Origin of the sequence: Streptomyces sp. NBC_00414 (assembly GCF_036038375.1) — a bacterium.
In the GTDB taxonomy this organism is placed as follows: domain Bacteria; phylum Actinomycetota; class Actinomycetes; order Streptomycetales; family Streptomycetaceae; genus Streptomyces.
In genome coordinates, this window is sequence record NZ_CP107935.1 from 1691919 (window position 1) to 1707185 (window position 15267).

Annotated in this window: 10 protein-coding genes; 4 read left to right on the top strand and 6 right to left on the bottom strand. The window is 71.5% G+C overall.

From position 1 onward, the window contains the following. Window position 1: 1 nt before the first annotated feature. The 6 genes from OHS59_RS07425 to OHS59_RS07450 form a co-directional block, all read right to left on the bottom strand. Complete coding sequence (locus OHS59_RS07425; protein WP_328492594.1) at window positions 2-1531, bottom strand: Wzz/FepE/Etk N-terminal domain-containing protein; 1530 nt, start codon at window positions 1529-1531, stop codon at window positions 2-4. Beyond that, window positions 1528-2895 carry a Wzz/FepE/Etk N-terminal domain-containing protein gene (locus OHS59_RS07430; RefSeq protein WP_328492595.1) on the bottom strand — a complete coding sequence of 456 codons (1368 nt, stop codon included), beginning with the start codon at window positions 2893-2895 and terminating at the stop codon, window positions 1528-1530. Before OHS59_RS07430 ends, OHS59_RS07425 begins: the two co-directional genes overlap by 4 nt. Then, window positions 2892-4205, bottom strand: a complete 1314-nt coding sequence (locus OHS59_RS07435) for a glycosyltransferase family 4 protein (protein WP_443061393.1) — start codon at window positions 4203-4205, stop codon at window positions 2892-2894. Before OHS59_RS07435 ends, OHS59_RS07430 begins: the two co-directional genes overlap by 4 nt. Then, window positions 4195-5514 (bottom strand): nucleotide sugar dehydrogenase, encoded by a 1320-nt coding sequence (locus OHS59_RS07440; protein ID WP_328492596.1) that lies wholly within the window; start codon window positions 5512-5514, stop codon window positions 4195-4197. The genes OHS59_RS07435 and OHS59_RS07440 overlap by 11 nt, the downstream gene beginning before the upstream one ends. An 82-nt stretch (window positions 5515-5596) precedes the next feature. Then, window positions 5597-7075 carry a sugar transferase gene (locus OHS59_RS07445; RefSeq protein ID WP_328492597.1) on the bottom strand — a complete coding sequence of 493 codons (1479 nt, stop codon included), beginning with the start codon at window positions 7073-7075 and terminating at the stop codon, window positions 5597-5599. Window positions 7076-8004: 929 nt separating this feature from the next. Beyond that, window positions 8005-9954: an ABC transporter ATP-binding protein gene (locus OHS59_RS07450; protein WP_328499093.1), complete on the bottom strand. Its 1950-nt coding sequence runs from the start codon at window positions 9952-9954 to the stop codon at window positions 8005-8007. Window positions 9955-10185: 231 nt separating this feature from the next. Between OHS59_RS07450 and OHS59_RS07455 the strand changes: the two genes are divergently transcribed. The 4 genes from OHS59_RS07455 to OHS59_RS07470 all read left to right on the top strand — a co-directional run bounded on the left by OHS59_RS07455 (window position 10186) and on the right by OHS59_RS07470 (window position 15162). Continuing rightward, window positions 10186-11202 carry a lysylphosphatidylglycerol synthase transmembrane domain-containing protein gene (locus OHS59_RS07455; protein WP_443061394.1) on the top strand — a complete coding sequence of 339 codons (1017 nt, stop codon included), beginning with the start codon at window positions 10186-10188 and terminating at the stop codon, window positions 11200-11202. 158 nt (window positions 11203-11360) lie between these two features. Further along, window positions 11361-12125 carry a crotonase/enoyl-CoA hydratase family protein gene (locus tag OHS59_RS07460; RefSeq protein WP_328492598.1) on the top strand — a complete coding sequence of 255 codons (765 nt, stop codon included), beginning with the start codon at window positions 11361-11363 and terminating at the stop codon, window positions 12123-12125. Between the two features lie 364 nt (window positions 12126-12489). Then, window positions 12490-13563: a mechanosensitive ion channel family protein gene (locus OHS59_RS07465; RefSeq protein WP_328492599.1), complete on the top strand. Its 1074-nt coding sequence runs from the start codon at window positions 12490-12492 to the stop codon at window positions 13561-13563. A gap of 90 nt (window positions 13564-13653) precedes the next feature. Beyond that, complete coding sequence (locus OHS59_RS07470) at window positions 13654-15162, top strand: FGGY-family carbohydrate kinase (RefSeq protein ID WP_328492600.1); 1509 nt, start codon at window positions 13654-13656, stop codon at window positions 15160-15162. The last annotated feature ends 105 nt before the right edge of the window (window positions 15163-15267 follow it).

Consider the following 15267-nt stretch of genomic DNA (forward strand, 5'->3'; position numbering starts at 1 on the left):
TCTACCTGGCCTCCTGGTCGCTGTACGGGACCCGTGCGGCCGACATCGACGGCCGCTCCGTCGGCGGCCGGCCTGTCCCCTGCTGTCGGGCCGGCCGCTCGTACGGGCCGCGCAGCGCGGTGTGCAGTCCGTCCCACAGCGTGCCGTCGGTGCGGTCGCGCGGGTCGGGGTCGATCAGCACCACTCCGATCACCGGAATGCGCTGGTCCGCGAGCTGCCGTGCCACGGTGTGCAGCCATGCGGCGCTGCCGTGTCCGGCCCGCACCACGAGCACGGTCTGGTGGCCGAGGTACTGGAGGTCGGTCCACGCGGTGCCGGGCGCGACCGAGCCGACGCCGAGCCGGAGTGCCTGCTTCGGTACGGCCGCGGCGTCCTCGGCGCCGACCACGGTCGGGCCGCCCGGCTCCTGGCGGCTGTCGGCGAGTTCCCGGCCGGGCAGGCCGTCGATGACGACCACCGGGCCGTCCGCCGCCAGTGCCTTGGCGACGTTCAGGGCGATCACGCTCGTGCTGCGCGCACAGCCCAGTTCCAGCAGCGACACCGGTTCCGTCGAGCCGCGTACGGTGCGGGCCAGGGTCGCGGTGAGCCGTTCACGGGCCGCCCGGGTCCGTCGGCGCCGCCACAGCCCGGCCGACCGGCGGGGTATGCGGCGCACCTCGGCGACGACCGAGGCGCCCAGGTTCGCCGCGATCTCCCGGCGCAGTACGGGACGGTCCGCCACCACGGTTCCGACCGCGGCCAGTACGAGTCCGAGGACCAGTCCGAGGACGAGTCCGATCACGCCGTTGGTGACAACGGCCTTGGGCAGGGAGTGCCGCAGCGCGCGTGGTGCGTCCACGATCTGCGTGCCGGCGATGACCTTGGGCGTGCCGGTGCGTGCCTCCGCGGCACGCTGGTCGAAGTCGGCGATCCGGGAGTTGAGCATGGCCCGGCGGGCGAAGAGCGACTCGATGCTCGCCGAGGCTTCGGGGTCGCTCTCCGGCGACCGGTCCCCGATCGCGGTGTTGACCTCGGCCAGCTCGTCCTGCATGCGGTCACGCTGGTCGAGCAGGGCCTTCGCCTCGGCCCGCGCGGCTTCCCGCAGCCGCCTCACATGGTCCGCGACGAACGCTTCGGCCAGCGCCTCGGCCCGGGCGACGGCTTCCGCGTCGCTCCTGCCCGTCACCTCGATCTGCAGCAGGTTGTTGGTCAGGCCGGTGCCCCGGTAGTCCTCCATGAAGTCCTCCGGTTTTTCCGGGGACTTGAGGGACTGCAGGGCCTTGACGGCGATCCGGGTGGTGCCCAGCAGCGCGACGTCGGTGCGGATCAGTGTTCCGGTGTCGTTGGGCTGGTCGTCCGGGTGCACGACCAGCACCTTGGCCACCGCGGTCGGCGGGGGTGGCAGCAGGACCGCCAGCGCCGCACCGAGCAGCAGCCCCAACAGCGCCATGGCGGACCACAGGCGGCGGCGTCTGCGCACCGCCACCACCAGTGCCTGCAGGTCCAGCAGCGGAGTGGCCGCCGACGACTCGGCGCTCGTACTCGTCGTCACGCCGGACCTCCCGTCGCGTCACCGCGAGCCGCGAGGGCCGGGGTGGCGCTGTCCGGAGCCTGGTCGGCGGACCGCGTCGGACGGGCCCGTACCGTGGCGGCGAGGACGACGCCGACGACCTCGTGCCGGCTGTCCGCGCACGCCTCGGCGATGCCGGCGAGTTCCGGCGCGGTCCAGTTGCCCGCACTGAGCACGACCAGGGCACCGGACTCGGTGTCGCGGTCCGGCACCATCGGCTGGGACACCGGGACTTCCACCACCCGCAGCAGCGGATCGCTCTTGGCCTCGGCGGCGAGCTGGTCGGCGGCCCGGCGGGCGATCTCGTCGCCGTCCGGTACGAGGACCAGCAGCCGCCGTGGGGCGGGCAGTTGGTTGCGCAGGCGAACGCACACCCGCCGGTAGCGGATCCGTCTGCCGGCCTCGTCGCCGGACAGCTGCGGGGTGGGGGTGTCCCACCGGGTGTCGACGCCGAGGAGCCGGCGGGTCCTGGCCAGCCGGCCGCTGTCCCGCGGCCGGTCCGTGGGCCGTTCGCCGGTCACGTCGACGGTGCCGAGGAGCGTCGAGCCGAGCGCGGCGGCGATCTCCGGTTCGCTGCGCAACCGGCGATTCACCCGTGCGGCGGCGAGATGGCCGATGACGGTGAGCAGGACGAACAGCAGTGCCCCGCCGACGATGAGCTGGATCCTCGTCGGCGGCGCCTCACCGGTCGGCCGGGCCGCCGGTCCCATGACGACCATGCCTGCCTTGTTGGATGCCGGGTCGGCCTCGTCGAGTTTCTGCATGGCCTCTTCCAGCGCGGTGCGCAGATTCGCGAGCGCGGTGCGGGCCTGCACGCTCTCCACGGTCTGTCCCGGATCGGCCGCCTTGGACAGGTCGGTGATACGGCGGTTGGTCTCCTCGACCTGTTGCCGCAGCGCCTCCGGGCCCGTGACCGCCTCGGAGTCGGTGCTCTCGCCCGCGATCCGCGCGGCGAAGGTGACGAACTGCTGGGCCAGCCGGTCGGAGAGCTGCTGCGCGTGCTCCGGGGTGTCGGCCGTGCCCGAGATCTTGATGATGTTTCCGTCGGCCGCCGCGGCGCTCACCTGGTCCCGCAGCTCGCTACCACTGACGCCCTGCCAGTTCAGCGCGGAGGCCGCGCGGTCGACCACCACCGAACTGGTCGCGATCTCCGCCTGGGTCAGCAGCTCGCGTTCCTCCCACTGGCCAGGCAGCAGTACCGATGCCGACGCCGTGTAACGCGGCGGGAACAGCACCGAGGCGCCGTAGCCGACGAGCGCGCCCACCACGGCGAGGACGGCCAGCAGCCGCCGTCGCCGACGGAGAATCCGCCCGATCGTGGCCAGGCGTATCGTGTCATCGCTCAACGGTGCGGCCTCTTCCCTGTGCGGCTGGGGCCGTCCGCGGAGACCGGAGCGCGGTCTCCGCAGGCGGCGGCGTAGGCGGCGAGGAGCGACGCCTGCGAGTTCCGCCAGGACAGTTGCCCGCTGATCCGCTCCTGGCCGATCTCGCCCATCTCGGCCCGCTTCCGCGGATCGTCGAGGAGCAGCGTGATGAGCTTGGCGAACGCGGCCTCGTCGTTGGCGGGCGCGTACACGGCGGCGTCGCCGGCGGAGACGCGCGCCTCCCGGAGGTCGAACGACACGATCGGCCGGCCCATGGCCATGTACTCCAGGACCTTGTTCATGGTCGACACGTCGTTGAGCGGATTGCGCGGGTCGGGCGAGAGGCACACGTCCGCGGTGGACAGATAGCGCACCAGGTCGGCGTCCGGAATGCGCCCGGTGAACTGCACCTGGTCGGAGAGGCCGAGCTGCCGGGACAGCTCCACCATGGCGTCGAAGGCGTCGCCCGATCCGACGAACACCGCGTGCCAGTCGGTGCGTCCGAGTTCGTCGCGCAGCCTCGCGAGGGCCCGCAGGGCGTAGTCGACGCCGTCCTGAGGGCCCATGACGCCCAGGTAGCACAGCAGATGGGGCTTGCCGCGCTTCAACTCCGGTTCGGGCGGCACCGGTTGGAAGCGGTCGGTCTGCGGTGCGCTGCGCACCACGAAGACGTCCTCCGGCCGCTTGCCGCCACGGCTCACCGCGACGTCCCGGTAGCTCTCGTTCGTCGCGAGCACGATGTCCGCGGCCCGGTAGGTCCGCCGTTCCAGCGCGCACACGCCGCGGTAGAGGAGGTCCTCGCCGCGGTCGAACCGGGAGAGGTACAGCTCGGGCACCAGGTCGTGCTGGTCGAAGACGAACCGCGCGCCGCGCCGCTTCAGCCACAGTGCGGGCAGGAACAGCAGGTCGGGCGGGTTGCAGGCGTGGACCACGTCGACCGGGCCGACCTTGCGGGCCAGCCGGGCGGTGTGCCACAGCGCCGCCCCGTACTCCCGCAGGTAGCCGGCCGGCCCGCCGGTGGCCGCGCGCAACGGGTAGCGGTGGATCCGCACCCCGTCGATCACCGCCTCCGGCTCCGTGTCCCGCTTGCTTCCCCGCGGGCAGATGACGTGGACCTCCCAGCCCGCGTCGCGCAGCGTCGTGCACTCCTGCCAGACCCGCCGGTCGAACGGCACCGACAGGTTCTCCACCAGGATCAGCGCGCGCCGCTTCGGCCGCGCGCCGTCGGCTCTGTCGGCTCTGTCTTCTCTGTCGTCGAACGACGTGTCGTCGAACGATGTGTCACCAGGCAAGGCCCACGTACCCCGGTTCGGTCCGGCGCGCCTCGGCGTCGGGAAGGTGGATGAGGTCGATGAGCACCGGTCCTTCGCCGCCGGGGGGCAGCGCCGAGAGGACCTCCGGATCCCTGGTGCCGACCAGGCACACGTCGGCGTGTTCGAGCACCTCGTCGACGGAGTCCGCGAGCAGGTGCGCGAGGTGCGGCAGCCGGGTCTCGATGTACTCGCGGTTCGCGCCGAGCAGCCGGGACAGGCTCACGTTGGCGTCGTAGATCTTCAGGTCGTAGCCCTTGCCGAAGAGACGTTCCGCCAGTTCGACGAGCGGGCTCTCGCGGAGGTCGTCGGTGCCGGGTTTGAAGGACAGCCCGAACAGGCCCGCCCGGCGTTTGCCGGTGCGCTCGACCAGCTCCACCGCGCGCTGCAGGTGCGCCGAGTTGGAGGGCAGCACGTGGGACAGGATGGGGACCGAGACGTCGGCCCGCTGCGCCGCGTGGACCAGGCTGCGCAGGTCCTTGGGCAGGCAGGAGCCGCCGAAGGCGAAGCCGGGCCGCAGGTAGGCGGGGCTGATGTTGAGCTTGCGGTCGGCCAGGAACACGTCGATCACCTGGTGCGAGTCGACCCCGAGCGCCTGGCACACCGCGCCCAGTTCGTTCGCGAAGCCGATCTTGAGGCCGTGGAACGCGTTGTCCGCGTACTTGATCGCCTCGGCCGTGGGGATCGGCACCCGGAACACCTCACCGGGCAGGCCGTCGTACAGCGCGGTCACCACGTCGCCGCTCGCCGGGTCGAGCTCGCCGACGACGGTCTTGGGCGGGTCGAAGAAGTCCCGCACGCTCGTGCCTTCGCGCAGGAACTCCGGGTTGACCGCGACCCCTACTTCCACCCCGGCCGTGCCGCCGACGGCCTTCTCCAGGATGGGTACCAGCAGGTTCAGGCAGGTGCCCGGGAGCATGGTGCTGCGGAACACGACGGTGTGCCGCCCGCCCCGCTCGGCCAGCGCGGCACCGATCTCCTCGGTGACCCGCTCCAGGTACGTCGTGCACAGGCTGCCGTTGGGCTCCGACGGCGTGCCCACGCAGACCAGCGACACCTCGCTGTCCATGATCGCCTCGCGGACGTCGTCCGTGGCTCTCAGGGCTCCGGTCCGCACGACCTCGGCGATCATCTCGCCGATACGTTCCTCCACCACCGGGGCCTTGCCGTCGTTCACCAGGTCGACCTTGACCTGGTTCACGTCCACCCCGATGACCTCGTGCCCCATGCTGGCCAGGCACGCGGCTGATACGCAGCCCACGTAGCCGAGCCCGAAAACGCTGACCTTCATGATCCTTTTCTCCCCCCAGGCAGGCCCTCCCGGCCCGCGGTCCATGCGTCGGCCGGCAGGCTGCGCCGCGGCCCCCCGCGCATCAGTACGCCCCCTGTCCGTAGAACACCGCACGCAGCGTCTTCCACAAGATCACCGTGTCCAGGGCGAGCGACCAGTCCTCCACGTAGCGCAGGTCGAGGCGGACCGCCTCCTCCCACGACAGGTCGCTGCGTCCGCTGATCTGCCACAGGCCGGTCAGCCCGGGCTTGACCAGCAGCCGCCGCCGGATGTCCGGGCCGTACGCGGCGGACTCCTCCGGCAGCGGTGGCCGCGGACCGACGAGCGACATCGATCCGGCCAGTACGTTGAAGAGCTGCGGCAGTTCGTCGACCGAGTACCGGCGCAGCACCGCCCCCACCCGGGTCACCCGCGGGTCCCGGCGGAGCTTGAACAGCAGGCCGGCGCCCTCGTTGCGGTCGGCCAGCGCGGTACGTGCCCGGTCGGCCCCGGCGACCATGGTGCGGAACTTGAAGATGGTGAACTCGCGGCCGTCCTTGCCGACCCTTCGCTGGCGGTAGACCGCGCCGCCCCGGCTCTCCACCACCACGAGCAGCCCGACGAGCACCATCAGCGGCGCGAACAGCACCAGCAGGATCGCCGCGCCCATCCGGTCGACGACTCCTTTGACCGCGCGGCGGCCCCCGGTGAAGGTCGGCATGCTGACCCGCAGCAGCGGGATCCCGAGCACCGCGTCGACGTGCAGCCGCGGTCCTGCCACCTCCATCAGCACGGGGGCCACGACCATCTCGGCGTCGCTGCCTTCGAGGTTCCAGGCCAGCCGCTGCAGCCGGTCCGGTGACCAGTGCGGGTCCGGTGTGACCGCGACGACGCGGTAGCCGTCGCGTCGGACGTGGTTGGCGACGTCCGCGAGCCGTCCGACGACCGGAACTCCGTCCAACTGGTCACCGTCGGGCCCGAAACCGTCCGTCGTGCACACCGCGTCCACCTGCCAGCCGAGGTGGGGGAACTTGCGGGTCCGGGTGATCAGGTCGCGCACGGTGGCCGGGCTCCCGGCGGCGAGCACCGGTCTGAGGCACCGCCCTTCCTTCCGCTGTTTGTGCAGCCGAAGGCGCAGCAGATACCGGGCGGTCATGGTGACGAGCGCGATCGCGGGGATCGCGACGAAGATCCAGAGTTTGATGTTGCGTGAGGTGAGGGCGATCCCGCCGAGCGCCAGGACGACCGCCGCCGTGAACAGTGAGCGTCCGAGCCGGCGGAATTCCTCCGCGCCCTGCCCGAGCACGGCCGGAGCCCACGAGCGGCTCACCGCGAGCGCCCCCAGCACCAGCAGTTCGGTGCCGAAGGCGAGAATCACCCATTTCTCGTGCCAGTTGGCCGCGTCCCGGGCCCCGAAGAAGTTGCCGATCGCCGCCACCACGACGGCGGTGGCCACGGTATCGCTGATGATCACGGTACGTCGGTACCGCTGCTCCCAGTCGATCGCGTGACGGTTGATCGCCCCGTTCGCCAGACGCCCGCGCGCCGACGGAAATGGGCTGACTAGATCCCCCCGCTGCACAGAACCCCCCAGATCGCCAGTGGTTCGACGTGTACGCCTAACACCGCCCCTCCCCCCGGAAGGCCCCCGCCTCCCGTACCGGTCCTCCCCCCGGGAGGCCCCGCCCCCCGTGTCGCGCCGTTCCGTTCCTCGGGAGGGCCCCCGCCCTCCGCGCATGACAATTCCGCTGTGCGACTGCTACGTGGACAACGCGCCTCGGCTGCGGCGGACCGACGGGTCGCGCCGGACTCACAAGGTGCGCGGAACTCGTCGAGACCTCGGGTGCTCCCCGCACCCGTAGGCCCTCCCGGGCTCCAGGAATCGATCACCGCCACGTCTGGCGTCTAGGACGTGACTTCGGGCTGTTCTTGGCGCCAAACCTTTTGATCATTATTTGTCGTCATGTGTCCGAACAGCCGAAGCACGGTCAATCTAGACCATGAGGGGCTGTATGTAGAGGGGATGTGTGCAACTTGCGCTCATCTTTTGAGACTTGAGAGTGTCTTGACGAAAAACACACACCGTGTGACCTGTGAACCCTTGCGGGAGCGGCGGATGCTATGCGCGTCGACTCCAGCTTCCGTTTGAGGCGTGGGTGACGGGTGGTGGCAGGCCTCATTACTGTCGTGCACATGCCACTAACTAGTCATTGAAGACGCTGGTCATGGAACTGATCGAGCGGGTCCGCAGCACAGGAAGCGACGCCGACGAGGCCATGTCAAGGGCGACGCGCTTGATCAACTCCGGCGCACGGAAGGCGACTCCGGGATGGCATGATCACGCCACCGGCACGTCGTGGACCGTACCGATCAAGCCGTCGATACCGGCTTCAACGACCTGATCGGTGAACGTGAAAGGCCGGTATTGACTGTCCGTGTCCGGATGATGACCCCGCCCGGGCCCGAGGTCCGGAGCGGGGTCGTCCACGGTGACCTCGGCGTCCGCGCCTCCTACGCCACCGCCCCTCCCCCGACGGCGATCCCGCCCACGCCGTCCACGCTCATACCGTCCGCCTCCGCGCCCACCTGGATCCGGTCATGGTGGGCCGGCTTGGCGAACTGTGTGCGGTACAGCTGCGCGTACCGACCGGCCGCCGCCAACAGCTCGTCGTGCGTGCCGCGTTCGACGATGCGGCCCGCCTCGACCACGAGGATCAGGTCGGCGGCCCGTACCGTCGACAGCCGGTGTGCGATGACGATGGCGGTCCGTCCCTCCAGTGCCTCGGCAAGCGCCTCCTGTACGGCGGCCTCCGAGGTGTTGTCGAGGTGGGCGGTCGCCTCGTCGAGGACGACCACGCGCTGGCGGGCGAGGAGCAGCCGGGCGATGGTCATGCGCTGGCGTTCGCCGCCGGACAGCCGGTAGCCACGTTCGCCGACGACCGTGTCGAGGCCGTCGGGCAGGGAGCGCACGAGGTCTTCGAGGCGGGCCCGGCGCAGCACGTCCCACAGTTCGTCCTCGCCGGCGCCGGGCCGGGCGAGCAGCAGGTTGGCGCGGACGGACTCGTGGAAGAGGTGGCCGTCCTGGGTGACCATGCCGAGGGTGGCCCGCATCGACTCGGCGCTCAGGTCGCGGACATCGACGCCGCCGATGCGTACGGAGCCCTCGTCGGTGTCGTACAGCCGTGGCAGCAGTGCGGCGACGGTGGACTTGCCCGCGCCGGAGGAGCCGACGAGGGCAACGGTCTGGCCGGGTTCGGCGCGGAAGGAGATGCCGTGCAGGACCTCGGCGCCGCCCCGGGTGTCGAGCGCGGCGACCTCCTCCAGGGAGGCGAGGGAGACCTTGTCGGCGGACGGGTAGGCGAAGCGGACGTCGGTGAACTCGACGGAGGCCGGCCCCTCGGGCACCGCGCGGGCGTCCGGCTTCTCCTCGATGAGCGGCTTCAGGTCGAGCACCTCGAAGACGCGCTCGAAACTGACGAGGGCGCTCATGACCTCGACGCGCGCTCCGGCGAGCGAGGTGAGCGGCGCGTACAGGCGGGTCAGCAGCAGAGCCAGCGAGACGACGGCGCCCGGTTCCAGGCTGCCGAGCAGGGCGTACCAGCCGCCGAGGCCGTAGACCAGCGCGAGCGCCAGGGCGGAGACCAGGGTGAGAGCCGTGATGAACGCGGTCTGCGCCATCGCCGTGCGCACGCCGATGTCCCTTACGCGGCGCGCCCGTTCGGCGAACTCCGCGGACTCCTCGCCGGGCCGGCCGAAGAGTTTGACCAGGGTGGCGCCGGGCGCGGAGAAGCGTTCGGTCATCCGGGTGCCCATCGCCGCGTTGAGGTCGGCGGCCTCGCGCTGGAGTTTCGCCATCCGCCTGCCCACCCGGCGGGCGGGGATCACGAACACCGGGAGCAGGACGAGCGCGAGGAGGGTGATCTGCCAGGACAGGGTGAGCATCACGGCCAGCGTGAGCAGCAGGGTCACGACATTGCTCACCACTCCGGACAGGGTGTTGCTGAAGGCGCGCTGGGCGCCGATCACGTCGTTGTTGAGACGACTGACGAGCGCGCCCGTACGAGTGCGTGTGAAGAACGCGACCGGCATGCGCTGCACATGATCGAACACGGCTGTCCTCAGATCGACGATGAGTCCCTCCCCCAGCGTCGCGGAGAACCAGCGGCTCACCAGGCCGAGCGCCGCCTCGGCGAGCGCGATCACCGCGATGAGCAGGGCGAGTCGTACGACCGTCGTCTCGTCGCCGTCGGCCACGATCGCGTCCACCACACGTCCGGCGAGGACCGGCGTCGCCACGGCGAGCAGCGCCGTCGCCACGCTCAGCACCACGAACTGTCCGATCCGGCGCCGGTGCGGGCGGGCGAATCCGGCGATGCGTCGGAGGGTGGCGCGGGCGAAGGGCCGGCGCTCCCGCTGGGCGTTCATGACGCTGTACAACTGCGTCCAGGCTGTCGTCTCCATACTCATGGGACCGACCGTAGAACCTCAAGCAATCTTGAGGTCAAGGGAATGCCGATGACACTCACCGAACCGGTGACCCCCACCGAACCGAAGCCCCTTCCCGGCAGGCCCGCCCTCCTTGCGGTGCCGACTCCCGCCGGGCCGGGCGACCCGAGGCCGTGCGCAGGGTGTCAGCCACCGTCCCCGTGTCCGCAACCCCCCGTTGGCGCGGCGTGGAAAGGCTGTCCCGATGTGACGGTCGAACGGCTCCCCCACAGCCTCCCCAGACGCCTCCCGGTCCGGACCCTCCGCGACCGCCTCCCGGTCCGGAGTTTCCGCGGTCGCCTCCCGGTCCGGCAGGTCCTCTGCCTGCTCCCGCTCGCCCTGGTGGCCGTGGTGGCGGTGCAGCACCGGGCCGTGCTCGCAGCGGGCTTCGGTCATCTCGCCTCCGCGAAGTGGCCCTGGCTGCTGGCCGCGACCGCCGCGACCTGTATGACGTGGGTGGCGGCCTCCGTCACCCGGCAGGGCGCCCTCGTCCAGCGGCTCCCCAGGCGGCGGCTGCTGGCGACCCAGTTCGCGGCGGGCGCGGCCAACCATCTCCTGCCGACGGGGCTGGGCGCGAGCGCCGTCAATCTGCGGTTCATGACGGTGTGCGGGGTTCCGCTGGCCCGTTCCTCGTCGGCGCTGGCGCTGTATCTGCTGGCGGAGTCCGTCGCGCGGGTCGGGCTGCTGCTGGCCCTGCTGATCGTGTTCCCCGACGCGCTGCGGCTCGGCGAACTCCTCCCGGAGGGCGCGGTGGGCCCGCTGCTGCTCGCCGTCGGCGGTGCGGTGCTCGTCGCGGTGGCGGTCCTGCTGCTCGTACGGCGGGTGCGTGCCGCCGTGTTCGCGTTCCTGCGGACCGCGCTGGGCGAGGCCCGGTCGGTGCACACGCGGCCCGCCCGCGCGCTGGCGCTGTGGGGCGGCTCGTTCTCGTTCCCCCTCTTCCAGGCGGCGGGGCTGGCCGCGGTGGGCCAGGCGCTGGGGCTTCCGGTGCACCCGCTGCACATCGCGGTCGCCTATCTCGCGGCCACGGTCGCCGTCGCCCTGGTGCCGACGCCGGGCGGGATCGGTTCGGTGGAGGCCGCGCTGATCGTGGCGCTGGTCGCGGCGGGCGGTCCCGCCGCGCAGGCGACGGCGGTGGTGCTCGCCTACCGCATCATCACGGTGTGGCTGCCCCTGCTGCCGGGCGCGCTGACGCTGGGCGCGCTGGTACGGCTGAAGGTGATCTGAGCGGGGGCGCCGTGCGGCTTGCCGGAGTGGGGCGTCCACGGGGAGTGTGTGGTTGCCCGCGCAGTTCCCCGCGCTTCCGGAAGCGGGGCTGCGCCCCGGCTTCTGTCATTGGACAGTCGTCTGTCATTGCACAGTCGTCACCCGAAGGGGGCCGCACAATGCCGGTCAGGATCGAACGTCAGGGGTACGTCACCACGGTCGTCCTCAGCCGGCCCGAGGTCCGTAACGCGGTCGACGGTCCCACGGCGGCCGAACTCGCCGACGCCTTCCGGGCGTTCGAGGACGACGAGTCCTCCCGGGTCGCGGTGCTGTGGGGCGAGGGCGGCACCTTCTGCGCCGGGGCCGATCTGAAAGCGCTCGGCACCGAACGCGCCAACCGCGTCCGCGAGGACGGCGACGGGCCGATGGGGCCCACCCGGATGCGGCTGTCGAAACCGGTGATCGCCGCGATCGCGGGCCACGCCGTGGCGGGCGGTCTCGAACTGGCCCTCTGGTGCGATCTGCGGGTCGCCGAGGAGGACGCGGTCTTCGGGGTCTTCTGCCGCCGCTGGGGCGTACCGCTCATCGACGGCGGAACGGTACGGCTCCCCCGGATCGTCGGCACCGGCCGCGCGATGGACATGATCCTGACCGGCCGCCCGGTACCGGCTTCCGAGGCGTACGAGATGGGTCTCGCGAACCGGGTGGTCCCGCCGGGCCGGGCGCGCGCGGAGGCCGAGGCGCTGGCCGCCTCGATCGCCGGCTTCCCGCAGGCCTGTCTGCGCGGCGACCGGAGCTCGGTCCTCGAACAGGAGGGCCTGGCGGAACGTGCCGCCCTGCACGGTGAACTGCGTCACGGCATGGGGGTGTTGGCGGAAAGTCTGGAGGGAGCGGCACGGTTCTCGGCGGGAGCCGGGCGCCATGGATCCTTCAGTGACTCCTGAGGCGCGTGTTTCGACCCATACGGACCGATCCAGGCCAACTTGGCACATGGCCCGGAAAGGCCTCGTCGGCACCCCGGCGGGGCGGACGGCGAGGCCGGATCGGCTCGCACACCCGCGGAAGAGGGTGCCGACAAGCCGGGAGACGCGCCGAGTTGGCGGCGGTGTCCGTGGGAGATGGCCTGACCCGAACGGCTCCGCCACGAAGCACCCCCGCGCATGTAGCAAGATGAGCCAGTCCCGCCGGTCGACGAAGCGTCGCGGCCGACGGGACCGGCGCATCCCGGAATCGAGCAGCAGGTGGCAACAAGGTGACGACACACATGACGGGCGTACGCCCTCTTCCCGGCACGACGGGAGGCAGTTGGTGAACCGAGACCTCACCATGCACGACTGGATCCTCGCGGGCGTCTGGCTGATCGCCGGACTCGTGGCGACCGTCCTGCTCCGCTTCCTCCTGCGCTGGCTGGGGAAGCACGCGACCCGTACGCGGTGGACCGGCGACGACGTCCTCGTCGACGCGCTGCGCGCACTGGTGCCGGTCGCGGCGATCACGGCCGGGGTGGCCGCCGCGGCGGCGGCGCTGCCGCTCACCGGCAAGGTCAACCACACCGTCAACCAGATCCTGACGGTCCTGATCATGCTCGCCGCCACCATCACCATCGCCCGCGTCCTGGCCGGTCTGGTGCGGGCCGTCACCCAGTCCCGTTCCGGTGTCGCGGGATCGGCCTCGATCTTCGTCAACATCACCCGGGTCGTGGTCCTGGCCATCGGCTGCCTGGTCGTCCTGCAGACCCTGGGGATATCGATAGCCCCGCTGCTCACGGCCCTCGGTGTCGGCGGTCTCGCGGTGGCGCTGGCCCTCCAGGACACCCTCGCCAACCTCTTCGCGGGCATCCACATCCTCGCCTCGAAGACGATCCAGCCCGGCGACTACATCCGCCTCACCAGCGGGGAGGAGGGGTACGTCGTCGACATCAACTGGCGCAACACCGTGGTGCGCAACCTCTCCAACAACCTGGTCATCATCCCGAACGCCCAGCTCTCCAGCACCAACATGACCAACTACAGCCGGCCGGAGCAGGAGATGACGCTCATGGTTCAGGTCGGCGTCGGTTACGACAGCGACCTGGAGCACGTGGAGCGCGTCACCTCCGAGGTCGTCACCGAGGTCATGACGGAGATCGAGGGCGCGATGCCCGAGCACGAACCCGCCATCCGCTTCCACACGTTCGGGGACTCGCGGATCAGCTTCACCGTGATCCTGGGCGTCGGCGAGTTCAGCGACCAGTACCGGATCAAGCACGAGTTCATCAAGCGGCTGCACAAGCGGTACCGCCTCGAAGGCATCCGCATACCCTCGCCGGCGCGCACCGTCGCCCTCCAGCAGAACGGCGTGGCGATCCCGCCGCAGCGTGACGGGTCCCTGTCGCTCCCGTAGAACATCGTGGTGGGGCGGTCCGCCGGAGGCCGCCCCCGTGACCACCGCGCGCGGCGGACACGGTCGAGCGAGGCGGGGAGACAGCAGGACATGACGGTGCTCGGGGTCGACATCGGTACGTCCAGCAGCAAGGGCGTGCTGGTCGGCGAGGACGGAACGGTGCTCGCGACGGCGGTGCGACCCCACACGGTCGACCGGCCCCGGCCCGGGCACGTCGAGATGGACACACAGGTGTGGTGGGACGAGTTCGCCTCCCTCGCCCGGGAGCTGCTGAAGTCCTCGCCCGACGGCAGCGGCGGCGACCGTGTCACCGCGGTCGGCGTCAGCGGGATGGGTCCGTGCGTCCTGCTCACCGACGCGGCGGACACCCCGCTGCGTCCGGCGGTCCTGTACGGCGTCGACACCCGCGCCACCGAGCAGATCGCCCGCCTGGAGGCCGAGCTGGGCCGTGACGCCGTACTGCGGCGCTGCGGGTCCCTGCTGTCCACCCAGGCCGTGGGTCCCAAGATCGCCTGGCTGGCGGAACACGAGCCGGATACGGTCGCGCGGGCCCGGCGCCTCTACATGCCCAGCTCGTACCTGGTGCGCCGGCTCACCGGGGTCTACGCGCTCGACCACCACTCGGCGAGCCAGGCCGTCCCCCTGTACGACTCCGTGGCCCAGGAGTGGTACGAGCCGTGGACCCGGCACATCGCACCCTGGCTGGAGCTGCCCAGGCTGCTGTGGCCCGGGGACATCGCCGGGCGGCTGACGGCCGAGGCGGCGGACACCACCGGACTGCCCGCCGGGACCCCGGTGATCGCCGGAACCGTCGACGCCTGGTCGGAGGCGCTGAGCGTGGGGGCACAACACACCGGTGACCTCATGCTCATGTACGGCAGCACCATGTTCCTGATCCACACCCTGGCCGACCGTCTCCTGGTGCCCGAGCTGTGGAGCACCGTGGGGGCCCTGCCCGGCACCCGCAGCCTCGCGGGCGGCATGGCCACGTCCGGTGTGATCACGGACTGGCTGCGGGAGTTGTTCGGGGCATCCGGTCAGGCTGCGCCCGACCACGCGACCCTGCTCGCCGAGGCCGAGGCGTCCGGGCCCGGTGCGCGCGGGCTGCTGATGCTCCCGTACTTCGCGGGAGAGCGGACGCCCGTGGCCGATCCGCACGCACGGGGTGTGATCGCGGGGCTGACGGTGGAGCACAGCCGGGGCGATCTCTACCGCGCCGCCCTGGAGGCGACGGCCTTCGGTGTCCGGCACAACGTCGAGGCGATGCGCGCGGCCGGAGCGGACGTCCGCCGTGTCGTCGCCGTGGGCGGCGGCACCCGCGGCGGCCTGTGGACCGGGATCGTCTCCTCGGTGACCGGCCTGGAGCAGGAGGTCAGGGCCGTCTCGCTCGGCGCGAGTTACGGCGCGGCGTTCCTGGCCGCCGGCTCGGTGGGCGACCCCGTCATCGACGACTGGAACCCGGTGCGGGAGCGGGTCGTTCCCGACCCGCTCCCGCACGCCCGCTACGAGGAGCTGTACGCCCTCTACCGCCGGCTGTACCCGGCGACGCGGGACATCTCCCACGCGCTGGCCGGGCACCAGCGGGACGCCCACGACTGAGCGCCCCGCACGGCGCCACCCCTCCGGGCTCCTCAGGACTCCACAGACTCCCGGACCTCCGGACTCCCCGACTCCCGGGCTCCTCAAACTCCCTGGACTCCCCGG